Raw genomic sequence first — 21846 nt, forward strand, 5'->3', positions numbered from 1 at the left:
GGACCGGCGCCACGACAGGGAGCCGGGCCCGGCACTGCGAGAGGGAGCCGGGCCCGGTCGGAGGGAAGCGGCCGGACCGGCCGGGGACGAGCGGCAGGGCCCGGTCAGAACAGCGGCTCGGGCAGCACACCCTCGAGAGCGAGCAGCTTGCGCTTGGTCTCCAGCCCGCCCCCGAAGCCGCCGATGCCGCCGTCGCTCTCCACCACCCGATGACACGGCACGACCACCGGCAGCGGATTGGCACCCATGGCCGCGCCGACCGCCTGCGCCCCGCCGGGCTGCCCGACCCGCCCGGCGAGGTCGCCGTACCCCACCACCGTGCCGTACGGCACACCGGCCGCCAGCTCGCGCAGCACCTGCCGGTTGAAGCCGGAGATCAGCGACCAGTCCAGGGGCAGGTCGAAGTCGTGCCGTTCGCCCGCGAGATACGCCCGCAGCTGCCGTATCGCCTCGGTCAGCAGCGGCGAGTCCGGATCCTCCAGGGGAGCGCCGCCGAGCCGCTCCGCCAGCCGCTCAAGGGTGCGGTCGCGCACCGCGTCCGTGGCGTGGAAGACGACGTTGACCAGTCCGTCCCGGGTCGCCGCCAGCATCAGCGGCCCGATGTCCGTGCCCACGACGGCCCACACGACCCGTTGCTCATCCTGCCCATGGCTGTCCATGCGCCCACGGTACGACCCGCCACTGACAACGCCCGCCGCGATCAGTCCGAACCCAGTGCGGCCCGCACCACGTCGGGCTTGTTGGTGATGAGCCCGTCGACGCCGTAACCGGCCACCTTGCGGGCGGTGGGCGCGTCGTTCACCGTCCAGGCGAACACCTCGAGCGGCTTTCCGTGCGGTCCGTCGAAGGAGTGGACGGCCGAGACGTAGGCCGGGGAGAGCGATCCGTACGACGGGTTGATCAGATCGGCGAAGCGCGCGTAATCACGCAGTTGTGCCACGCCGGGTGCCCCGAGGTAGGCGGTGGTGACCGCGGGCCTCAGCTTGTGCACGGTCCGGATGCTGTCGGCGCTGAAGCTCTGCACGATCAGCCGCCCCAGATGCTTCTGGTCGAGCCAGCTCTGGTTGCCGAGCAGCTTCAGGGTCTGCTGCTCGATGCCCGGGTACAGCTCCGGGTTCTTGATCTCCAGGAGCAGCTTCTCGTGATTGTGCTCGACCTGGCACATGTACTCCTTCAGCGTCGGCACGCGCGTGCCCGCGTACGCGGGGGAGTACCAGCTGCCCGCGTCCAGCCGCGCGATCTCGGCCGCGGTGAAGTCCTTCACCTTCCACGGCGCCCGGCCGGGGAACACCTGCTCGACGTTGGTCGTGCGCTGCAGGCTGTCGTCGTGGATGACGACCAGCTCGCCGTCCTTGGTGCGCTGGACGTCGTTCTCGACCCAGGAGAAGCCCAGCTGCGCGGCCTTGTCGATCGAGGCCAGCGTGTTCTCGGGAGCGTAGGCGGAGGCACCCCGGTGGGCGATCACCGTGGTCGCGCCGACGTCCCCGGCCCGGGCGTCGGAGGCGGGGCTCAGCAGGGCCGCCGTACCCAGGACCGCGGCGGCCGTGGCGGCCACTACGCGCGCGTGCATGCAGACTCCTCGCGTCGAGCGAATACGGACAGCAACCAGAGTGACAGCAGAGGGTCAACGACACCCGGGCGCACGATGGCCACACACTCAATCGAGATGTCCAGGCCTGCTCACCAGTGCCGCACAACTGGGGCAAGGCCGTGTTTCTTTGCCGGAAAATCGTTCGACCATTCCGGTGGGGGCCATACTCTCTGCGACAACCCTGACCGCCCGCGCGGTCCTGGGCCGGGGGAACAAGTCGGGGATTCCGGGACGCAAGAGGGCGGAAGGGCAGCCGCGGATGCAAGGCACGGTCGACGGATTCAGTTACGGGGCCGTCACCCCATTGGTGGCCTATCTGATGGCCTGCCTCGGTGGCGCCCTCGGCCTGCGCTGCACCACCCGGTCCCTGCTGGTCACCCACTCCTGGCGCCCCGCCTGGCTGGCTCTCGGCTCGGCCGCGATCGGCTCCGGCATATGGACGATGCACTTCGTCGCCATGATGGGCTTCGCCATCGATGAGGCGCCGATCCACTACGACAAACCGATCACCTACGCGAGCCTCGGCCTCGCCATCGTCATGGTCGGTGTCGGGATCTTCATCGTCGGCTACCGGGGCGCGACCGGCACCGCTCTGTACACCGGCGGCACGATCACCGGTCTGGGCGTCGCGTCGATGCACTACCTCGGCATGGCCGGCGTCCGCTTCCACGGGCACTTCACCTACAACACGCTCACCGTCGCCGCCTCCGTCGTCATAGCGGTCGTGGCCGCCACCGCCGCCCTGTGGGCCGCCGGACGCGTGCGGGGATTCATGTGGAGCGTGGGGGCGAGCCTCGTCATGGGGCTCGCGGTCAGCGGAATGCACTACATGGGCATGGCAGCCCTGGGCGTCCACCTCGACGGCCCGTCCCACGCCGCCGGAGGAGTGCCGGAGCCGTCCGTGCTCGCGCCCATGCTGATCGGCCCGCTCGCCTTCCTGCTCCTCGCGGGCGTCGTCGTGATCTTCGATCCGCTCATGGTCATGGGCCGTCCCGTCCGGATGCCCGTCGAGGAGAAACCGGGTGTCCCGGCCGCCTCCGTCACCGCCCACCCGGACCGCCGTCCCGCCCTCCACGACGGGCGCCTGCCGGTCGGCACGGCCGAGCACCACGCCTCCCGGACCCCGCAGAACCGCTGATCCGGACCCGTTGTCAGTGGGGGGTCGTACGGTGGATGCCATGCGGCCCGTTTCCCACATCGAACGCACGGTGGCGCCCTTCGAGGTCGTCAGCCCCTACCAGCCCAGCGGTGACCAGCCGGCGGCCATCGCCGACCTGGCCAAGCGCATCGAGGCCGGTGAGAAGGACGTCGTCCTGCTGGGCGCGACCGGCACCGGCAAGTCCGCCACCACGGCGTGGATGATCGAGAAGCTCCAGCGCCCCACACTCGTGATGGCGCCGAACAAGACCCTGGCCGCCCAGCTGGCCAACGAGTTCCGCGAGCTGTTGCCGAACAACGCGGTCGAGTACTTCGTCTCGTACTACGACTACTACCAGCCCGAGGCCTACGTCCCCCAGTCGGACACCTACATCGAAAAGGACTCCTCGATCAACGAGGAGGTCGAGCGGTTGCGCCACTCGGCGACGAACTCGCTGCTCACTCGCCGTGACGTCGTCGTGGTCGCCTCGGTGTCCTGCATCTACGGCCTCGGCACTCCACAGGAGTACGTGGACCGGATGGTCCCCCTCCGCATCGGCGACGAGATCGACCGGGACGAACTGCTGCGCCGCTTCGTCGACATCCAGTACACCCGCAACGACATGGCCTTCAGCCGCGGCACCTTCCGGGTCCGCGGCGACACCATCGAGATCTTCCCGGTCTACGAGGAGCTGGCCGTCCGCATCGAGATGTTCGGCGACGAGATCGAGGCGCTGTCCACACTGCACCCGCTCACCGGCGAGATCATCAGCGACGACCAGCAGCTGTACGTCTTCCCCGCCTCCCACTATGTCGCCGGCCCCGAACGCATGGAGCGGGCCGTCAACGACATCGAGAAGGAGCTGGGAGAGCGCCTCGCCGAGCTGGAGAAGCAGGGCAAACTCCTGGAGGCCCAGCGCCTGCGGATGCGCACCACCTACGACATCGAGATGCTCCGCCAGATCGGCACCTGCTCCGGCGTGGAGAACTACTCGATGCACTTCGACGGCCGCCTGCCCGGCTCTCCGCCCAACACCCTGCTGGACTACTTCCCGGACGACTTCCTGCTCGTCATCGACGAGTCGCACGTCACCGTCCCGCAGATCGGCGCCATGTACGAGGGCGACGCCTCCCGCAAGCGCACCCTCGTCGACCACGGCTTCCGACTGCCCTCCGCGCTCGACAACCGCCCCTTGAAGTGGGAGGAGTTCCAGGAGCGCATCGACCAGACCGTCTACCTCTCGGCCACGCCGGGCACCTATGAGATGTCGCGCTCCGACGGCGTCGTCGAGCAGATCATCCGCCCGACCGGACTTGTCGACCCGGAGGTCGTCGTCAAGTCCACCGAGGGCCAGATCGACGACCTGGTGCACGAGATCCGCAAGCGCACCGAGAAGGACGAGCGCATCCTCGTCACCACGCTCACCAAGAAGATGGCCGAGGACCTCACCGACTACTTCCTGGAACTGGGCATCCAGGTGCGCTATCTGCACAGCGACGTCGACACCCTGCGCCGTGTCGAGCTGCTGCGCGAGCTGCGCGCAGGTGAGTACGACGTCCTGGTCGGCATCAACCTCCTGCGTGAGGGTCTCGACCTGCCCGAGGTGTCCCTGGTGGCGATCCTGGATGCCGACAAGGAAGGCTTCCTGCGCTCGGGCACCTCGCTGATCCAGACCATCGGCCGCGCGGCGCGCAATGTCTCCGGCCAGGTCCATATGTACGCCGACAAGATCACCCCGGCGATGGAGAGGGCCATCGAGGAGACCAACCGCCGCCGGGAGAAGCAGATTGCCTACAACAAGGCCAACGGCATCGACCCGCAGCCGCTGCGCAAGAAGATCAACGACATCGTCGCGCAGATCGCCCGCGAGGACGTCGACACCGAACAGCTCCTCGGCTCCGGCTACCGCAAGTCCAAGGACGGCAAGGGCGCCAAGGCGCCCGTCCCGTCGCTGGGCGGCAAGGCGGCCAAGGGCGCGAAGGCCGGCAAGGCCGCCAAGGGCAAGGCGGTGCCCACGGACCGTCCGGCGGCCGAACTCGCCGAGCAGATCGAGGAGATGACCGAACGCATGCGTGCCGCCGCTGCGGAGCTGCAGTTCGAGATCGCGGCCCGGCTGCGCGACGAGGTCTCGGAGATGAAGAAGGAACTGCGTCAGATGCGGGAAGCCGGACTCGCCTGAGGCGACGCCACCCCGCCGGACCTCGGTATACGCGCCAAGTGTTGCAACCCCGACACAAAGCGCGAGCCGGGGTTCGGCACTGTCGGTGCGCCTGCGTAGGGTTTTGGACAACCGCGCGCTGCGCGGCAACAGGGGATCATCGAGAGGGGAAATCAGCGGTGTCCGTCAACTTGAGCAAGGGTCAGGCCATCAGCCTGGAGAAGAAGGACGGGGCCACCCTGACCGCGGTCCGCATGGGGCTCGGCTGGCAGGCGGCGAAGCGGCGCGGCCTGTTCGGCTCCCGCACCCGGGAGATCGACCTGGACGCCTCGGCGGTCCTCTTCGCCGAGAAGCAGCCGGTCGACGTCGTCTTCTTCCGCCACCTGGTGAGCGACGACGGCTCCGTCCGCCACACCGGCGACAACCTCGTCGGGGGCGTCGGCCAGGGCGGTGACGACGAGGCGATCCTGGTGGACCTGCAGCGCGTTCCGGTCCACATCGACCAGATCGTCTTCACCGTGAACTCCTTCACGGGCCAGACCTTCCAGGAGGTGCAGAACGCGTTCTGCCGCCTCGTGGACGAGACTAACGGCCAGGAACTCGCCCGCTACACGCTGGACGGCGGCGGTGACTACACCGCCCAGATCATGGCGAAGGTGCACCGCGCGGGCTCGAGCTGGTCGATGACCGCCCTGGGCACCGCGGCCAACGGCCGCACCTTCCAGGACCTGATGCCGGCGATCCTGCCGCACCTGTAGGACCGCCGGCTCGACCGGCAGCGCGCACGACACAGCGACACAGGGGGGGCGACGGCGATGACGGCCGAGCTGGTGCGGGGGCAGAACCACCCGCTGTCCCAGAACCGGCTGGTGATCCGGATCTCGGCCGCGGCGCCGGTCCTGACCGGAGCCATGCTCGGCGACGAGAACGGCTTGGTGCACGGCCCCCAGTGGGTGGCTCATCCCGGCGCCCCCGCCCTGCCCGGCGTCGAGGTGCCCCGGCAGGCCGCCACCCGACACCGGCTGGCGGTCGACCTGGGCGCCCTGCCCGAGGCCGTGCACCGCGTCGACGTCTTCCTCGCCCTGCCCACAGAAGCCGGGGGACCATTCCGGTTCGGTGCCGTCGCCGCCCCGCACGCCACGATCGAGGGCCTCGACGGCACCGAACTCGCCTGCTACACCCTCACCGGCCTGGACAGCGAGACGGCCGTGTTCGCCCTGGAGCTGTACCGCAGACAGGGCGCCTGGAAGGTGCGTGCGACGGGTCAGGGCTACGCGGCCGGGCTCACCGCGCTCCTCGCCGACCGGGGACTGCGCGAGAGCGCCGACCTCGCCTCCGCCGTCCATGAGGCATCGGCCCAGGATTCCTCCCGCGCACTGCCGACACCGCCCTCTGCGAGGTCACAGGACGACTCGCGGGCTCCCGCACCGTACGACACCTCCGCGACCGTGCCGCCCGACCTGTCCGCCGCCACAGCGCGCGACACCCCGCCGTCCCTGCCGCACGACCCTCACCTGCCCGAGTCGCGGGACACCACTGCCTCCGGGCCGTCGAGGCGGCCCCTCGCGGACTCCCCTGAGCAGCCGCAGCCGGCACCCTCGCGGGGCGGACGGAACCCGTACGACGCCGACGCGTCCAGCACCGCCCCGCGAGACCCCGGCGCCCGGGTCGACTACACGCACCCCGGCCGCCGCCCGCACGGCACACCGCCCCCGGCGGGCCCGGCCGCCGACGACCGGCCCGCGCCGCCCGTCGCCGGCGACGCCGTGGGCTGGTCGATGGAGGAGCGGCTGTACAACCAGGTCTGGGGCATGTTCGAGGACCTGGCCCGCACGACGGCCGCGTACCGCAGCGCCGTCGACTTCGCCGACTCCCGCCTGGAAAAGGATCTCGACCAGGCTCTCACCGACCCCCGCGGCCGGCTCGGCACCGCGGGCGACACCGCGCGCGAGGCGGCCCACGCCCGCCGGGCGCAGCTGGTGGACCAGGCGCGCGCGGTCCTCGACCGAGACCTCGCCCAGCTCAGCGCCGAGTCCGAGGTGGTCGAGCCCGCGCTTCCGCCTGCCTACGCCCGTTGGGACAACCCCGTCTGGCACGGCTACCACGTGCCCGCCGAGCCACCGATGGCCCTGCGCCTCGGTGATCTCCATCTGCCGGAGAGCGCGGTGCTGAGCATCCCCCTGCTGGTCAGGCTTCCGCTCGAGCGCGGCTTGTGGCTCGACAGCGGCGCGGCGGCGGCCGACGGCTTCCTGGACTCCGCCGAACTGCGGCAGCTGGCCCTGGAGGCGGCGGTGGCGCTCGCGGCACGGCTGCTGGCCGTACATCCGGCGGGGGACTTCGCCCTGCAGGTCATCGACCCGGCCGGCGCCGGGACCGCGGCGTTTGGCCCGCTCCTGCGGGCCGGCGTGCTCGCGTGCCCTCCTGCGACCGAGGCGGCGGGGGTGGCGGAGCTGCTGGAACGGCTCACCCGGCGGGTCGACCTGGTGCAGATGGCGTTGCGCGGCGGCGCGCCCGAGTCGCTGCCGGCCGATGTCGACACCGCCAGGCAGCTGCTGATCGTCCACGACTTCCCGCACGGTTTCGACGACCGGGCGGTGACCCGGCTGCGCTATCTGGCCGACGAGGGGCCCGCCGTCGGCGTGCACCTCCTGCTGGTGGCGGACCGTGCGGATGCCGCTGCTTACGGCCCCCTGCTCGATCCGCTGTGGCGTTCGCTGATGCGACTCACGCCCGTCCCCGACGACCACTTCGCCGACCCCTGGGTCGGGCACGCTTGGACCTACGAACCCTCGCTGGTGCCGACGGGAAGCCAGATCGTGCACCAGGTCCTCACTGAGGTGGCGCGAGCCATCACCAAGCACAGGTAAAGGTCTCCGACCAGGGACTTTAGCCCTCATTCTGCCTTTCTCTTTACCTTTCCTTGGTGATTGAGGTACTGTCTTCCGTACGGAGGGGAGTACTCCCTGACTGCGGCGCACCCATCAGTACGGACCGGTTCCGGTCCCGGGGCGTCGGCCCGACGCGGGTGGAAGAGACCTCCGGCAGCGACGACGCTGATGTTTGCCGCTACGTAAGCCGGAGGAGCAATGGACGTTTCCGTGACCCTATGGGTCCTGACCATCGTGGGTCTCGCCGCCCTGATCGCGGTCGACTTCTTCATCGGGCGCAAGCCTCATGACGTGTCGATCAAGGAAGCCGGTATCTGGACCGTCGTCTGGATCGTCCTGGCCGGGCTCTTCGGCCTCGGTCTCCTCGTCTTCGGCGGCGGACAGCCTGCCGGTGAGTTCTTCGCCGGCTTCATCACCGAGAAGTCACTGAGCGTCGACAACCTCTTCGTCTTCGTCCTGATCATGGCGAAGTTCGCGGTGCCCACCCAGTACCAGCAGCGCGTCCTGCTCGTCGGCGTACTCATCGCCCTGGTCCTGAGAGCCATCTTCATCGCCGCGGGAGCCGCGATCCTCGCCAGCTTCTCCTGGGTGTTCTACCTCTTCGGCGCCTTCCTGATCTGGACCGCCTGGAAGCTCATCCAGGAGGCCCGCGCGGACGAGGAGGACGAGGAGTACGAGGAGAACAAGCTGCTGAAGGCGGTGGAGCGCAGGTTCGGCGTGGCCGATCGCTACCACGGCACCAAGCTGTGGATCCAGCAGAACGGCAAGCGGGTCATGACCCCGATGCTGGTCGTGATGCTCGCCATCGGCACCACGGACGTCCTCTTCGCCCTGGACTCCATCCCCGCGATCTTCGGCCTGACCCAGGACCCGTACATCGTCTTCACCGCCAACGCCTTCGCCCTCATGGGTCTGCGGCAGCTGTACTTCCTCATCGGCGGCCTGCTGAAGAAGCTGGTCCACCTCTCGTACGGTCTGTCGGTCATCCTCGGCTTCATCGGCGTCAAGCTGGTGCTGCACGCCCTGCACGAGTCCGGCGTCCACGTCCCCGAGATCAGCATCCCGGTCTCGCTCGGCGTGATCTGTGCGGTCCTGGTCGTCACCACCATCACCAGCCTGATGGCCGGCAGAAGGCAGGCCGCCGTCGAGGCGGCGCACACCGACGGCGAAGGCGCCTCGAAGGGCAGCGTCGACGCCTGACCGAACCTGTGAGCGGTACGGCCGTGGCGGGAGCGGGACTGCGCGCAGCGCACACCCGCTCCCGCCGGTGCCGGTCCCCGCCACGGAAAGGATGCGAGGTATCCGAAAAGAACAGAATGCGAACCCTGTACGTCTCTGCGACTATCGCGGCATGATCACTCGGCTCCGGTCGCTCACCCGGCAATGGACGATCCTCGTGCCCGTCCTCGCGATCGTCCTCCTGGCCTTCACCTGGGGCCGTGACCTGCCGGGCGCGGTCGTCGCGCTGGTGACCCTGGTACTCGCCGGCTCCGTCCTGGCGGCGGTGCACCACGCCGAAGTCGTCGCCCACCGAGTCGGCGAGCCCTTCGGCTCCCTGGTGCTCGCCATCGCCGTCACGATCATCGAAGTGGCCCTGATCGTCACCTTGATGGCCGACGGCGGTGACAAGACTTCCACCCTTGCAAGGGACACGGTCTTCGCCGCCGTGATGATCACCTGCAACGGAATCGTCGGCATCTGCCTGCTCGCCGCCTCCCTGCGGCACGGCACCGCGGTCTTCAACCCCGAGGGCACCGGCGCCGCCCTGGCGACCGTGGCGACGCTCGCCACGCTCAGCCTGGTCCTGCCGACCTTCACCACCAGCAAGCCCGGCCCCGAGTTCTCCTCGGTACAGCTGACCTTCGCCGCGCTGTCCTCACTGATCCTGTACGGCCTGTTCGTGGCCACCCAGACCGTCCGCCATCGCGACTACTTCCTCCCGATCACCAGACAGGGCGAGGTCATCACCGCCGACGACCACGCTGCACCGCCGTCCGCGCGCACCGCCTGGATCAGCCTCGGCCTGCTCGGCCTGGCCCTGATCGGCGTGGTCGGCCTGGCCAAGGGCGTGTCGCCCACCATCGAGTCGGGTGTGGAGGCGGCCGGCCTGCACCATGCCGTCGTCGGTGTGATCATCGCCCTGCTCGTCCTGCTGCCGGAGACGATCGCCGCGCTGCGCTCCGCACGCCGCGACCGGGTGCAGACCAGCCTCAACCTCGCACTCGGCTCGGCCATGGCCAGCATCGGTCTGACCATCCCGGCCGTCGCCCTCGCCTCCATCTGGCTCTCCGGACCACTCGTCCTCGGCCTCAGCTCGACCCACATGCTGCTGCTCGCGCTGACCGTCGTGGTCAGTTCCCTGACCGTGGTGCCGGGACGGGCCACCCCCCTGCAGGGCGGAGTCCACCTGGTGATCTTCGCGGCCTACCTGGAACTGGCGATCAACCCGTAGCGCTTTCTCCGGTGCCGACCGGTCAGCCGGTGGCCGGCTCCACAGCCGGTACGGGCACCGGCTGGGTCTCGGGGAGCATGGCGAAGCACGCGAGGCTGAGCAGCGAGACGCCGGTGAGATAGGCACCCACGCTCCACGGGATCCGCCCGCTGTGCTGTGCGAGCGCCGTGGCCACGATCGGGGTGAGCGCGCCGCCCAGGACTCCGCCGAGGTTGTAGCCCACCGCGGCACCGGTGCAGCGCACCCGCGCCTCGTACAGCTCCGGCAGGTAGGCGGCGATCACTGCGAACATGGTGATGAAGGCGGCCAGGGCGCCCAGGATGCCGAGGAACATCAGCAGGGGCTGGCCGGTGGCCAGCAGCGCGACCATCGGGAGCATCCACAGACAGCAGGCCGCGCACCCCGTCAGACACATCGGCCGGCGCCCGTAGCGGTCGCCGAGCAGTGCCATGAGCGGGGTGAGCGCCGCTTCCACCACCACCGCGGCCATGACACAGGTCAGCATCACCGTCCGGCTCACCCCGAGCCGCTCCGTCGCGTACGCCAGCGACCAGGTCGTCACCGCGTAGAAGATCGCGTACCCCGCGGCCAGTGCCCCCGCCGTCAGCAGCACCAGCCGTCCGTGATGCCGTACGACCTCGAGGAACGGCACGCGCGCGTGGTCGTCGATCTCCAGAAAGCGAGGACTCTCGGCGATCGACGAGCGCAGCCACAGCCCGGCCAGCGCCAGGACTCCAGCCGCCCAGAACGGCACCCGCCATCCCCACGAGGCGAACGCGGCATCGGACAGTCCCGCCGACAGCGCGAGCACCACCCCGTTGGCGAGTACGAACCCGAAAGCGGGCCCCACCTGCGGAAAACTGGACCAGAGGGCGCGTCGGCCGGGCGGTGCGTGCTCGACCGTCAGCAGCACCGCGCCGCCCCACTCCCCGCCGAGGCCGAGCCCCTGCAGGAAGCGCAGGACGAGCAGCAGCACGGGCGCGGCCACACCGATCGATCCGTACGTCGGCAGACAGCCCACGGCGACCGTCGAGGCGCCGGTGACCAGCAGCGAGAGAACCAGCACCGGCCGCCGTCCGCGCCGGTCGCCCAGGTGCCCGAACAGCACCGAGCCCAGCGGCCGGGCCACGAACCCCGCCCCGAACGTCGCGAACGCCGCCAGCGTCCCCGCGAGCGGCGAGAACGTCGGGAAGAACAGCGGCCCCAGGACCAGGGCGGCCGCCGTGCCGTACACGAAGAAGTCGTAGAACTCGATCGCTGTCCCCGCCGCGGAGGCGGCGGCGAGTCGCAGCATCGACGGTGCGCTTACGGTGCGTGTAGCTTCCATGATGCGTCAACTACCCACGGTGATCACGGGTTACGGGGGGCGCATGGAGGTGACGAAGCGACCGGAGTGTGCGCCGAGGCGACGGCGTGCACGGCTCGCCGGCCGCTCCGGCCACCGTGATAGACCGGGTGCGAACGGCGGTCGTCGGCGTACCGCCCCGAACGGACCGGAGGAAACGTGCCCCGCACCCTGGCCAACGCCCCGATCATGATCCTCAACGGGCCCAACCTGAACCTGCTCGGCCAGCGCCAGCCCGAGATCTACGGCAGGGACACACTGGCCGACATCGAGGCGCTGTGCGCCAAGGCAGCGGCCGCGCACGGCGGCACGGTGGACTTCCGGCAGTCCAACCACGAGGGCGAGCTGGTCGACTGGATCCACGAGGCGCGCCTGAACCACTGCGGGATCGTCATCAACCCCGGCGCCTACTCCCACACGTCGGTCGCGATTCTGGACGCACTCAACACCTGTGACGGACTGCCCGTGCTGGAGGTGCACATCTCCAACATCCACCAGCGCGAGTCGTTCCGGCATCACTCCTACGTCTCGCTGCGCGCGGACGGAGTGATCGCCGGATGCGGAGTGCAGGGGTATGTCTTCGGCGTGGAGCGCGTGGCCGCCCTGGTGGGTGCGGCCCAGGCCGACGCGTAGTCGGAACCCGCGGCCGGGCCCGGGTTCGGCGACAAACGGCTCGCCTGCAGCCGGCCTGCCTACAGACGGCCCGCCTCCACGATCCGCCGCAGGAAGCGCCGCGTGCGCTCCTGCTGCGGGTCGCCGAAGACCTGCTCGGCGGTGCCGCGCTCCAGGACGACTCCACCGTCCAGAAAGCAGATCTGGTCGGCGACGTCCCGCGCGAAGCCCATCTCGTGCGTCGCCAGCACCATGGTCATGCCGTCGTCCTTCAGGCCCCGGACCACCTCCAGCACCTCGCCGACGAGTTCGGGGTCGAGCGCTGCCGTGATCTCGTCCAGGAGCAGCAACCGGGGGCGCACGGCAAGGGCCCGTACGATCGCCACACGCTGCTGCTGACCGCCGCTGAGCCGGTCGGGGTAGGCATCCGCCTTGTCACCCAGTCCCAGGCGCTCCAGCAGTCCCCTGGCCCGTTCCTCGGCCTCCGCGCGGGAGGCGCCGTGCACCCGGCGCGGCCCCAGCGTGATGTTGTCCAGCACGCTCATGTGCGGAAAGAGGTTGTACGCCTGGAAGACCACGCCGATCCGGCGCCGTACCGCGTCCTGGTCGACGCGGGGATCGGTGATCTCCTCGCCGTCCAGCCAGATCGCGCCGTCGTCGATGTCCTCCAGGAGATTGGCACAGCGCAGCAGCGTGGACTTGCCCGAGCCGGAGGCGCCGATCAGCGCGGTCACCGTGTGCGGCGCGACCGCCAGATCGACGTCCCGCAGCACGACGGAGCCGCCGAAGGTCTTGCGGACGGACTCCATGCGCAGAACGGGCGCTTCCGCGTCGCTCATAGCGATCCTCCCTGGGCCCGCTGCCGGTCCATCCGGGCCGTCACCCAGTCCGTGAAGCGAGTCATCGGAATGGTCAGCGCCACGAACACCAGACCGGCGACGATGTACGGCGTGTAGTTCAGACTGCGGCCCACGATGATGTCGGCCGCCCGCACGGCGTCCACCGCGCCGCCGATCGACACCAGACCGGTGTCCTTCTGCAGCGACACCAGGTCGTTGAGCAGCGGTGGCACCTGACGTCGTACCGCCTGGGGCAGTACGACGTAGCGCAGGGCCTGTCGATTGGTGAGGCCCAGTGAGCGGGCCGCGGCGCGCTGCGAAGGGTGGATCGACTCGATGCCGGCCCGGAAGACCTCGGCCACGTACGCCGAGTACGTCAGTGTCAGCGCCGTACCGCCCAGGAGCACCGGATCGACCGTCACGCCCTGCAGCCGCAGCGCCGGCACGCCCAGGACCACGATCATCAGGTTGATGATCAGCGGAAGGCCGCGGAAGAAGTCGGTGTACGCCGCCGCCAGTACGCGCAGCGGGAAGAACACCGGGCCGCGCAGGGTGCGCGCGATCGCGATCAGCATGCCGAGAACCAGGACGGCGACGCCGCAGACCGCGAGCAGGCGGACGTTCAGCCACAGCCCTTCGAGGACCTTCGGTAGCGCCTCGCGCGCGTACTGTGCGCTGAAGAACGTCTCCTTGGTGCGCGGCCAGCCCGGTGCGTTGACCACGACCAGGTAGAGCACGACGGCCGTGAGCAGGGTCGAGAGCGCCGCGACGGCCGTGGCACGGCGGGCACGCGCGCGTTTGTACCGCTCGCGCTCCAGGCGCCGTTCGGAGGGCACGTAGCCGTCACCGGCGCCGCCGGTCGTGTCGTCCTTGCTGTCGGCTCCCTCCCGGGCCGACTCGTCCTTGGCGAGCGTCACTTGAGCACCGGGGCGTCGACGGCGTCGGAGAGCCACTGCTTCTCGAGCTTCGCCAGCGTGCCGTCCTTGCGCAGCGCGTCCACGGCGCCGCTCACACATGAGGTGAGCGCACTGCCCTTGTCCAGAACCAGCCCGAACTGCTCGGGCGTACCGCCCTGGTTCTCGAACTGGCCGACGATCTTCGCGTTCGTCACCTCGGCCGAGGTGATGTAGAACGCGGTCGGCAGGTCGACCACGATGGCGTCGACCTGACCGTTCTTCAGCGTCGACTTGGCCTGGTCGTTCTTGGCGTAGACGGCGGCCTCCTGGTTCGGCTTCACCACGTCGGAGATGTAGTCGAGGCTCGTGGTGCCCACCTGGGCGCCCAGCTTGAGGTCCTTCAGGTCCGCGATGCTCGTCGCCTTGGCGGCCTTGCTGCCCTTCAGCGCGATGACGGCCTGGCGCACGTCGTAGTAGCCGGAGGAGAAATCGACGGCCTTCTTGCGTTCAGCGCTGATCGACACCTGGTTGATGTCGAAGTCGAAGGTCTTCACGCCGGGCGCGAACGCCTTGTTGAACGGCACGCTCTGCCATACGACCGCGCTCTTGTCATAGCCCAGTTGCCGGGCCGCGGCGTAGGCGACCGCCGACTCGAAGCCCTTGCCGTTCGCGGGTTTGTCGTCCTTGAACCAGGGCTCGTACGCCGGTTCGTCCGTCGCGATCGTCAGCTTTCCGGGCGTCCTGGTGGCCAGCTTTCCCTTGGCGCAGCTCTTCGCGGCCGAGCCGGACGGGGAGGCCGACGCTTTCTCCTCGGGCTGCGGCGCACAGCCGACAGCGGTGGCGAGCAGGGCTACGGTGGCGGCGGCCAGCGCACCGCGCAGGGCGCGAGGGGCAAGGTACATGGCGGGAGATTGGCAGTGAACCCCGACGATTGTCCAGGTCACGACGACAACTGTCCGGATATTGGGAGCGGGTGTTGCGGTCGTGTGAACACCGCGCACGGAGCGGGCCCTTGGCCAGGGCCGCCGGTCGAGGGCGGGGTAGGAGACCGGCGGCCCCACCGCACAGGAGCCGTCATCCTCTGCGGGGCTGCTCCCAGTTGACTGCGTGACGCTGTGCGCCGGGAGCGCGCACGCGCCTCCAGCGTGTGCGAATGGTTCACACGGGGCGCGCACCGTGAAGAACGCGCCCGCGCTCACCATCCGCGCCGGGCGCTCACCACCCCCGCGCGTGCCATTCCGGCAGATGCGGCCGCTCCGAGCCCAGCGTCGTGTCGTTGCCGTGCCCGGGGTACACCCAGGTCTCATCGGGCAGCGCGTCGAAGATCTTCGTCTCCACGTCGTGGATCAGGCTGGCGAAGGCCTTCGGATCCTTGCGCGTGTTGCCGACGCCGCCCGGGAACACAAAAGCACATCCATGGGTAACATGCAAGGGTGACAGTCACCCTCGGGATCATCCGCACCCTGGTCTTCCTCTACGCCCGGATCAGCGAAGATCCGCGCGACAAGAGGCGCGGCGTCAAGCGCCAGTTGGAGGACCTCCGCAGGTTCGCCGCCGACAACAACTGGGAGGTCGGTGGCGAGTACGTCGAGAACGACGTCAGCGCCCACAGCGGCGAGGAACGCCCGGAGTATGACCGGCTGATGGCCGACGTCCTCGCCGCCGCAACGCAGCCTGGAACCCGCGTCATCCTCGCCGGCTACCACCCATCACGAGTCTGGCGCCGCCGCGTTGAGCGTGCCCAGGCAATCGAGGATCTGCGCTCCGCCCGGTGCTTCGTGGCCTTCGAGTCCGGCGGGTTCTTCAACATGACCAAGGCCAGCGACCGCAGCCAGCTCGCCAACCTCGGCGAGAGCGACACCGCAGAGTCCGAGGTGAAGTCCGAGCGGGTGGCGCGAGCAGCCTTGGAGCGCGCCCAGGAAGGGCGGTCCAACGGCCAAGTCGCCTACGGCTGGCGCCGCCAGTATGAGTACGACGACCGCGGCCAGGTCAGCGGCTTCCACGACATCGAGCACCCCGAGCAGGCCCCGGTCGTCCGCGAGATCGTGACCCGCCTGCTCTCTGGTGACACCCTGATCGGCATTACCACCGACCTCAACAAGCGCGGCATTGCCTCCCCGGGCGCCGGCCAGAACCGCAAGCACCGCACCCTCGGCCAGAACGAGGACGGCAGCTTGTGGAACAAGACCTCGGTCAAGAAGGTGGCCCTGCGCCCGGCCAACGCGGGGATCCGTGTGCACCGCGGCGTCGAGTACCCGGCCGCGTGGCCCGCCCTCGTCAGCCCCGAACAGCACGCTCGGGTCAAGGAGCTGTTCGCCACCCGCGCCGAGAGCCGGGAGAAGCCGGGGCAACGCCGCTACCTGCTGTCATGGGGCGAGATCGCCACTTGCGGAGTCTGCTGCGGCCACCTGCGCGTGGCCATGCGCGGCAACGCCAAACGGGGAGCTCGTAAGCCCACCTACTGCTGCGCCAGCAACGCGGGCTGTGTGGGCCGCAACATGGAGGCGCTGGACAGGTTCGTCGAGACGATCGTCGTAGGCGTGCTGTCCGACCCTGGCGCCTCCGATGTCTTCCAGCCCGACGAGAGCGCCGCCCTGGCCGCTCTGGAACGTGCCGAGGGGCTACGGGCCCGGCAGACGGCCGCTGCCGATGACTTCGCTGAGGGTCACATCACCAGGGAGCAACTGCGCCGGATCACGCAGAAACTGAAGGGGCAGATCGACGAGGCTATGGCGGAGGCGCGGCGGCTTCAGCCCGTGGACATGTCCGCGCTCGATGGGCTGATCGGGCCGCAGGCGGGGGAGAAGTGGAAGCGCCTGGAGGTCACGCAGAAGCGTCGCGTCCTCGAGGCGATCCGCATGCGCATCAAGATCTTCCCGGCGGCCAGAAAGGGGCCCGGCTTCGACGACTCCACCATCGAGGTCACTTGGAAGGGCGCTGCTGGCGATTGAGAGGGAGGCCTATTCAGGGTCTGAGGTGGACAAGTCTGCGGTGCTACCGTCCGCGTTCACCCCGACGTGACTGACCAGGCCCGGATGCTGACGCTTGATCTCGTTCAGCTGCCACTCGGACAGCTTTGACCCTGGCTCAGCGCCGGCCCGCCCCTTGGCGCTAGGGCCAAGCCAGCCGGCCCTGCGCGCCCGACCGATCCATGTCCGGATGGTTTCCTCCGGCCGCCCGTACGCCTCCGCCATGCGTCGCGTCGCGCCCCGAGGTTGGCCTGGCGCTGTTTCCCGCAGATATGACAAGGCCACGTCCCGCAAGAAGTCATCCGTCAGCGGCGTGCGACCCGCCGGCACCGACTGCGCGGCTGACGGCGTGCCCGGGAGTTCGTTGGTGAGGTTCGCGGAAATGTGCGCGCGCACGTAGTCCAGGAGCGTGCCGATCGGGATCTGTCGCATCAGCGTGCCCGTAATCTCCACCGAGCCTGACGGGTCTGCGCTGACCTCGATGCGCGAGACCTTCAGCCCGCGCTCAGTGCGGACGACGTCGCCCTCGACCTGCCACACCTCGCTGCGCGCCCCGGTGGCCGGGTGCGCCTCGAACCCGAAGTGATCGGGGTCTACGGTCTCGCGGATGTCGAGCCTGATGTCGTCCTGCGCGCCCGGCAGCAGGAAACCAGTGGGGGGTTCGGCGGCTGTCACCGGGTGAGCATCCCAAACCTGGTGACAGCGTGCAACGGCCACCCCCTATCACCGGGTCATGTCACCGGGTCGATCGACATGGTTGAAATATGTGGCCGGGTCTGTCAAGGTGGCTACATGACCGCAACGGTGGCGGAGAAAATCCGCTCTCGCCTGCAGGTACGCCGCGATTTGCCCATGCCCGAGGAACGCCGGGCGATCAGGGAAGCGGCGGACCTCTCGCAGCAGGAACTGGCCGACGCCATCGGCGTCACCCGCCAGGCAGTAAGCCACTGGGAAGCCGGCATCAGGACCCCACGGGGCATCTTCCTGGACCGGTACATCGACGCCATCCGGGCGATGCGCGACCGGGACGCGGCGTGAGTGAGAACATCACGCTTCGCAAGCTGCCGGGGGAGTCGACCAGCGACTTCATCGCCCGCATCGTCGCGGCTCGCCCCCCGCTCACCGGCGAAGAGAAGGCCGCACTCCGGACGATCTTCCGCCCGGTGATCGAGGCCCCGGAGCCGCACGCTCCCAGCAGCGTCGAGTCGACCGCCGCGTGAAAGCGGCCCCCGCCAGACCGCAGGTGTTCCAGCACCAACGCGACAGGGGCCCATCCGAACCAGAAACGCCGAAGCCCCGGGGCTGATCGCTGGCAGGCGACCCCGAGGCTCCAACAAGAACGGACGTGAGAACAGCATGGCACAGCCGACCATCGCATCGCGCATCGACTTCCAGCCGACCGGCCGCGCGCTCCCGTACATCCCCGCTCCCGTCGATCGGCACCCCGAGAACATCGCCGCCGAGCTTGGCCTGGCGGAGGGCGTCACCCTCGACCAGCTCTGCGCCGCGCTGCCGGCCGTGGTCGACCAGGCCATGCGGACCGCGCTGCCCGGCCACTACTCGCGGGAGGTGGCGGAGCGGATCGCCGCTGGCATGATCGCCCGCCTCCGCCAGCGGTACGAGGACAAGCCGTCCGCGTGCCAGTACCGGGACTGCGAAGACACCGAGCCCGGCCACTACGACCACTACAACCACAGGCTTCGTGTGACCGGCGAGGACGGCAGCACCATCCTCGACGCCGGCATGGCCGCACTGTCCGGCAGTGAAGCGGGCGCGGTCGTCTACGTCCGCAACGAGGAGTTCACCGACGCGGCCGCCGTCCGCGCGAAGACCGCCGAGATTCGGCAGCTGCTCGACGAGGCCGACGCCATGGCCGACCGAGTGTTCGCCGACCACAAGGCCCGCGGGTGACAGCCCGTCCCGGCCGCCGTGCACCCCGCCTGACCCTCGTGGCCGGGCGGGGCCACACGGCAACCGACCACAACCTCGCGCGCAACCGATACGGCCTGAGCATCCGTGAGGCCCGCGCCGAGATCCGCCGGCTCACCGCACGCGGCTGGCAGCTGTGGGAGATCCGCAGCCGCTTCTACGACCAGACCTGACCACCGCGAGGCCGCTCCACATGGAGGAACCCGCATTCGGCCGAGCCCTCGCGAAACGGACCACAGCGTGACAACACGACGAAGGGGCCCAGCAGCCGCACTGCTAGACCCCACCCCGACGTCGAACCACGTCCCCACCAGCGTAGAACACGACGCCGACAGCCAGCCCAGTGAACAGCCCATGGACATGGACCAGTTCCGGCAGCAGTGGGCACGCGAGTGCGGACGCCGCACAGCCGTACTCGGCTCCATCCGAGCCCACCTCGAAGAGCAGCCGAGCCCACGCACCATCCGCACCGCCGCACGCGGCTGGTGCGCACAGATCACCGCCATGGCCGACGACGTCATCACGGCCCGCAGGAACCAGGAGCACGAGTGACCACCGAGCAGCAGACAGCGGCAGAGACGCCGCTCGATGGTGCCCTCTGGCTCGTACAGCGCGAGTTCGCCGTCTTCCTGGCCGACCACCCGGAGCTGCCTCAGTGCTCCGGCGTCGGTCGCGGCCACGATCCAGCGACGTGCGATCAGCGAGGCAAGCACCCATCTGTGCCCTTCACCCGCGGGCACACGACGGACGCCGAGCAGATCCGCCGCCAGCTCGCCCAACGGCCTCAGAACATCGGCGTGTTCGTCGGGGGCTGCCGCGGTCCGGCCGGCGAGCAGCTCATCGTCATCGACAGCGACCGCCCGGGTGCAATCGAGGACGTGGCCCAAGCCCGCGGCCAGGCATGGGCGCCAACGATGCGGGTCCGTACCGCGAAGGGGTATCACGACTACCTCTGGGCGCCCGCCGAGCTGAAGCTGGGCAATGGCTTGGGCGCGTTGAAGGGCGAGTTCGACGGAGACGTACGCGCCGGGAACGCGTTCGTCATCGGGCCCGGATCCCTCCATGCATCCGGCGTCATCTACACCCTGGAGAACCCTGAGCAGCCGCCCGTGCACGCCCCTGAGTGGCTCACCGAGGCACTGCTCGCCCGGCCCGAGAAGCCCGCGACACCTCCGGTCTCCGGCGTCGTCCTGAGCGTGGAGCGCCTCGACTCCTACACGCGAAGAGTGGTTCAGGAGGAGTGCGACGCCATCGCCAGTGCACCCGACGGCGATCAGAACAACACGCTCAACACGGCCGCGTTCAACCTCGGCACTCTGGTCGGAGCGGGCGCACTCGGCGAGTCCGAGGCCCGCGAACACCTGCTCGCGGCGGCACGCGCGGGCAACCATCCCGACGGGCGCGCCATCCCCACCGTCGAATCTGGGCTCCGCGCCGGGATAGCGGAACCTCGGCATCCATGGCCGCCCGTGGGCCGCGAGCACGCCAGGAACGACTTCTCTCACGTGCTCGTTCCGGACCTGGCCGACGACGAACTCAACGACGAAGAGGAACCCCAGCAGGATCGCCTGATCGGGAAGTTGCCCGCCGCCTTCTACGACCGTCGCGAAGTCTTGAAGAGGATCCGCCAGTACGCGCACGCGATGTGCTGCTCTTCCGATGTGGTGCTGTACGCCACACTGGCTCGTCTCTCGGGCATGGTCGACCACCGAGTCAAGGTCCAGACGGGCGTCAAGAAGCCCGCCTCGCTGAACCTGTTCGTCGGTGTCATCGATACCTCGGGCAGCAACAAGAGCTCATCCAACGAGGTATCCGAAGACCTGCTTGAAGCGCCAGAAGACCGGGACTTCCTGGACGGCGTTCCCCTCGGAACGGGTGAGGGCATCGCCGAGGCGATGATGGGTGAGGTCGAGCGCGAGGACTTCAGCCAGCTCGACAAGAAGAACAACCCCAAGGTCATCAAAGCCCGCGAACAGGTGCGGCACAACCTGTACTTCTACCAGGACGAAGGCGAAGGGCTGATCCGCATCGGCTCTCGCGACGGGTCGTCCCTGTGGCCCTCGATCCGATCGGCATGGCAGTCCGGCACGCTGGGGCAGACAAATGCTTCTGCCGAGCGCCGCCGGTTCATTAAACGCGGCACCTACGCGATGGGCATGGTGGTCGGCTTTCAGTTCACCAATGCCCTTGTCGTCCTGCGGGACAGCGTCACCGGCACCGCGCAGCGCTTCGTCTGGTGCGTGGCCATCGACCCGGACATCCCGATGGACCCGATCCCCTGCCCGGACATCGACTTTGGCGGCCCGCAGGACGTCTACGGGCCCACGCTCATGACGATGCCCGACGAGATCAAGCGGAAGATCCGGACCGAGCTGGTGCTACGGCAGGCCGGGAAGATGCAGATCGACCCACTCGACACGCATGCGAACCTGGCGAAGACGAAGCTGGCCGGCCTGCTCGCGCTTCTCGACGGTGCCCGCTTGGAGATCACGGCCGAAGACTGGGACCTCGCCGAGCAGATGTGGGCGACCAGCTGTGAGCTGCGTGCCGCAATCCTGCAGCGCGCATCCCGGGAAGAAGCCGCGGCCGCTCAGGCGAAGCGTGACGAACGTGTCGAGGACGCGGTGAAGACGCACGCTGCCGTCGCCCGCGTCGATGCCCGCCTGGAGACCCGGGCCCGTTGGTGCGTGAAGAAGATCCGCGAAGGCGTACGCCGCGAGCAACTGATGGAGAAGGCCAGTAGTAAGTGGCGCAAGGAAGTCCCCGCCGGGTACGAATTCGCGCTTTCGAAGGGCTGGCTGGTGGAGGACGACGAGGGCCGCGCCGAGGTGGGGGACGGTGCCCCATGACGCGCTGGACCCCCTGGACCCCTGGACCCCGCTGGACCGAGTGGCGCGAGGGGTGGGTGAGTGATCGGCGACGGGTGTCGAAGATCGCCCCACGAAGGGGGTGCGGGCCTCCTGAACTGCGAAAACGTGAGTAGTTGAAATCTAAACTAAGAGAACCTGTATTCGCACACGAGACCCCTT

The 21846-nt window shown here is 69.2% G+C and carries 21 protein-coding genes and 1 pseudogene; 14 read left to right on the forward strand and 8 right to left on the reverse strand.

The features are described from left to right. Positions 1 to 104 precede the first annotated feature (104 nt). The gene (locus AQI95_RS21055; protein ID WP_067125658.1) at positions 105 to 659 is read right to left on the reverse strand and encodes a methylated-DNA--[protein]-cysteine S-methyltransferase; all 555 of its coding nucleotides are present in this window, start codon (positions 657 to 659) and stop codon (positions 105 to 107) included. 41 nt (positions 660 to 700) lie between these two features. Next, a complete protein-coding gene (locus AQI95_RS21060; protein WP_067125660.1) occupies positions 701 to 1570 on the reverse strand; it encodes a glycerophosphodiester phosphodiesterase in 870 nt (289 codons plus the stop codon). A 280-nt stretch (positions 1571 to 1850) separates the two neighbouring features. On the opposite strand from AQI95_RS21060, the gene AQI95_RS21065 reads away from it, so the two are divergent. The 6 genes from AQI95_RS21065 (at position 1851) to AQI95_RS21090 (ending at position 10227) form a co-directional block, all read left to right on the forward strand. Next, on the forward strand, positions 1851 to 2729 hold the full coding sequence (locus AQI95_RS21065) for an MHYT domain-containing protein (RefSeq protein ID WP_067125663.1): 879 nt from the start codon (positions 1851 to 1853) through the stop codon (positions 2727 to 2729). A gap of 40 nt (positions 2730 to 2769) precedes the next feature. Further along, complete coding sequence (gene uvrB / locus AQI95_RS21070; protein ID WP_067125665.1) at positions 2770 to 4908, forward strand: excinuclease ABC subunit UvrB; 2139 nt, start codon at positions 2770 to 2772, stop codon at positions 4906 to 4908. A gap of 158 nt (positions 4909 to 5066) precedes the next feature. Further along, positions 5067 to 5645: a TerD family protein gene (locus tag AQI95_RS21075; RefSeq protein ID WP_067125667.1), complete on the forward strand. Its 579-nt coding sequence runs from the start codon at positions 5067 to 5069 to the stop codon at positions 5643 to 5645. Positions 5646 to 5702: 57 nt separating this feature from the next. Then, complete coding sequence (locus tag AQI95_RS21080; protein ID WP_067125669.1) at positions 5703 to 7754, forward strand: TerD family protein; 2052 nt, start codon at positions 5703 to 5705, stop codon at positions 7752 to 7754. A 219-nt stretch (positions 7755 to 7973) separates the two neighbouring features. After that, positions 7974 to 8975, forward strand: a complete 1002-nt coding sequence (locus tag AQI95_RS21085; RefSeq protein WP_067125671.1) for a TerC/Alx family metal homeostasis membrane protein — start codon at positions 7974 to 7976, stop codon at positions 8973 to 8975. Between the two features lie 151 nt (positions 8976 to 9126). Then, entirely contained in the window at positions 9127 to 10227 is a 1101-nt protein-coding gene (locus tag AQI95_RS21090; protein WP_067125673.1) for a calcium:cation antiporter, read from the forward strand. Between the two features lie 22 nt (positions 10228 to 10249). Here AQI95_RS21090 and AQI95_RS21095 read toward each other — a convergent pair whose 3' ends face one another. Continuing rightward, on the reverse strand, positions 10250 to 11521 hold the full coding sequence (locus AQI95_RS21095; protein WP_067125675.1) for an MFS transporter: 1272 nt from the start codon (positions 11519 to 11521) through the stop codon (positions 10250 to 10252). Positions 11522 to 11731: 210 nt separating this feature from the next. Between AQI95_RS21095 and aroQ the strand changes: the two genes are divergently transcribed. After that, positions 11732 to 12205, forward strand: a complete 474-nt coding sequence (gene aroQ / locus AQI95_RS21100; protein WP_067125677.1) for a type II 3-dehydroquinate dehydratase — start codon at positions 11732 to 11734, stop codon at positions 12203 to 12205. Positions 12206 to 12264: 59 nt separating this feature from the next. Here the strand turns inward: aroQ and AQI95_RS21105 are convergent, their stop codons facing one another. From AQI95_RS21105 to AQI95_RS21120, 4 genes and pseudogenes are all read right to left on the reverse strand, one after another. Then, positions 12265 to 13023 carry an amino acid ABC transporter ATP-binding protein gene (locus tag AQI95_RS21105; protein WP_067125680.1) on the reverse strand — a complete coding sequence of 253 codons (759 nt, stop codon included), beginning with the start codon at positions 13021 to 13023 and terminating at the stop codon, positions 12265 to 12267. Continuing rightward, entirely contained in the window at positions 13020 to 13940 is a 921-nt protein-coding gene (locus tag AQI95_RS21110) for an amino acid ABC transporter permease (RefSeq protein WP_067125682.1), read from the reverse strand. The genes AQI95_RS21105 and AQI95_RS21110 overlap by 4 nt, the downstream gene beginning before the upstream one ends. Then, positions 13937 to 14821, reverse strand: a complete 885-nt coding sequence (locus tag AQI95_RS21115; RefSeq protein WP_067125684.1) for an ABC transporter substrate-binding protein — start codon at positions 14819 to 14821, stop codon at positions 13937 to 13939. The genes AQI95_RS21110 and AQI95_RS21115 overlap by 4 nt, the downstream gene beginning before the upstream one ends. A gap of 313 nt (positions 14822 to 15134) precedes the next feature. Continuing rightward, positions 15135 to 15376: pseudogene (locus AQI95_RS21120) on the reverse strand (MBL fold metallo-hydrolase); the annotation flags it as partial. Between AQI95_RS21120 and AQI95_RS21125 the strand changes: the two are divergent. Beyond that, entirely contained in the window at positions 15353 to 16870 is a 1518-nt protein-coding gene (locus AQI95_RS21125) for a recombinase family protein (protein WP_067125688.1), read from the forward strand. The pseudogene AQI95_RS21120 and the gene AQI95_RS21125 overlap by 24 nt on opposite strands. 9 nt (positions 16871 to 16879) lie before the next feature. On the opposite strand, the gene AQI95_RS46550 is transcribed toward AQI95_RS21125, so the two are convergent. Next, positions 16880 to 17563: a hypothetical protein gene (locus AQI95_RS46550; RefSeq protein WP_067125690.1), complete on the reverse strand. Its 684-nt coding sequence runs from the start codon at positions 17561 to 17563 to the stop codon at positions 16880 to 16882. A gap of 117 nt (positions 17564 to 17680) precedes the next feature. Here AQI95_RS46550 and AQI95_RS21135 point away from each other — a divergent pair, with 117 nt between their 5' ends. From AQI95_RS21135 to AQI95_RS21160, 6 genes are all read left to right on the forward strand, one after another. Further along, positions 17681 to 17926 carry a helix-turn-helix transcriptional regulator gene (locus AQI95_RS21135; RefSeq protein WP_067125693.1) on the forward strand — a complete coding sequence of 82 codons (246 nt, stop codon included), beginning with the start codon at positions 17681 to 17683 and terminating at the stop codon, positions 17924 to 17926. Beyond that, entirely contained in the window at positions 17923 to 18108 is a 186-nt protein-coding gene (locus AQI95_RS21140) for a hypothetical protein (RefSeq protein ID WP_067125696.1), read from the forward strand. Before AQI95_RS21135 ends, AQI95_RS21140 begins: the two co-directional genes overlap by 4 nt. Positions 18109 to 18244: 136 nt before the next feature. Beyond that, the gene (locus tag AQI95_RS21145) at positions 18245 to 18799 is read left to right on the forward strand and encodes a hypothetical protein (protein WP_067125697.1); all 555 of its coding nucleotides are present in this window, start codon (positions 18245 to 18247) and stop codon (positions 18797 to 18799) included. After that, entirely contained in the window at positions 18796 to 18990 is a 195-nt protein-coding gene (locus AQI95_RS21150; RefSeq protein ID WP_067125701.1) for a hypothetical protein, read from the forward strand. Before AQI95_RS21145 ends, AQI95_RS21150 begins: the two co-directional genes overlap by 4 nt. A 181-nt stretch (positions 18991 to 19171) precedes the next feature. Beyond that, on the forward strand, positions 19172 to 19369 hold the full coding sequence (locus tag AQI95_RS21155; protein WP_067125703.1) for a hypothetical protein: 198 nt from the start codon (positions 19172 to 19174) through the stop codon (positions 19367 to 19369). Further along, positions 19366 to 21666 (forward strand): bifunctional DNA primase/polymerase, encoded by a 2301-nt coding sequence (locus AQI95_RS21160; protein ID WP_067125705.1) that lies wholly within the window; start codon positions 19366 to 19368, stop codon positions 21664 to 21666. Before AQI95_RS21155 ends, AQI95_RS21160 begins: the two co-directional genes overlap by 4 nt. Positions 21667 to 21846 lie beyond the last annotated feature (180 nt).

It is taken from the genome of Streptomyces yokosukanensis (genome assembly GCF_001514035.1).
Lineage (GTDB): Bacteria > Actinomycetota > Actinomycetes > Streptomycetales > Streptomycetaceae > Streptomyces > Streptomyces yokosukanensis.

Bases quoted from the DNA above. Each gene is read 5' to 3' on its own strand.
- AQI95_RS21065 (WP_067125663.1), top strand. From the start codon at position 1,851: ATGCAAGGCACGGTCGACGGATTCAGTTACGGGGCCGTCACCCCATTG.
- AQI95_RS21145 (WP_067125697.1), top strand. From the start codon at position 18,245: ATGGCACAGCCGACCATCGCATCGCGCATCGACTTCCAGCCGACCGGC.
- AQI95_RS21055 (WP_067125658.1), bottom strand. From the start codon at position 659: ATGGACAGCCATGGGCAGGATGAGCAACGGGTCGTGTGGGCCGTCGTG.
- AQI95_RS21090 (WP_067125673.1), top strand. From the start codon at position 9,127: ATGATCACTCGGCTCCGGTCGCTCACCCGGCAATGGACGATCCTCGTG.
- AQI95_RS21080 (WP_067125669.1), top strand. From the start codon at position 5,703: ATGACGGCCGAGCTGGTGCGGGGGCAGAACCACCCGCTGTCCCAGAAC.
- uvrB (WP_067125665.1), top strand. From the start codon at position 2,770: ATGCGGCCCGTTTCCCACATCGAACGCACGGTGGCGCCCTTCGAGGTC.
- AQI95_RS21085 (WP_067125671.1), top strand. From the start codon at position 7,974: ATGGACGTTTCCGTGACCCTATGGGTCCTGACCATCGTGGGTCTCGCC.
- AQI95_RS21060 (WP_067125660.1), bottom strand. From the start codon at position 1,570: ATGCACGCGCGCGTAGTGGCCGCCACGGCCGCCGCGGTCCTGGGTACG.
- AQI95_RS21115 (WP_067125684.1), bottom strand. From the start codon at position 14,821: ATGTACCTTGCCCCTCGCGCCCTGCGCGGTGCGCTGGCCGCCGCCACC.
- AQI95_RS21095 (WP_067125675.1), bottom strand. From the start codon at position 11,521: ATGCTGCGACTCGCCGCCGCCTCCGCGGCGGGGACAGCGATCGAGTTC.
- AQI95_RS21105 (WP_067125680.1), bottom strand. From the start codon at position 13,023: ATGAGCGACGCGGAAGCGCCCGTTCTGCGCATGGAGTCCGTCCGCAAG.
- AQI95_RS21135 (WP_067125693.1), top strand. From the start codon at position 17,681: ATGACCGCAACGGTGGCGGAGAAAATCCGCTCTCGCCTGCAGGTACGC.
- AQI95_RS21155 (WP_067125703.1), top strand. From the start codon at position 19,172: ATGGACATGGACCAGTTCCGGCAGCAGTGGGCACGCGAGTGCGGACGC.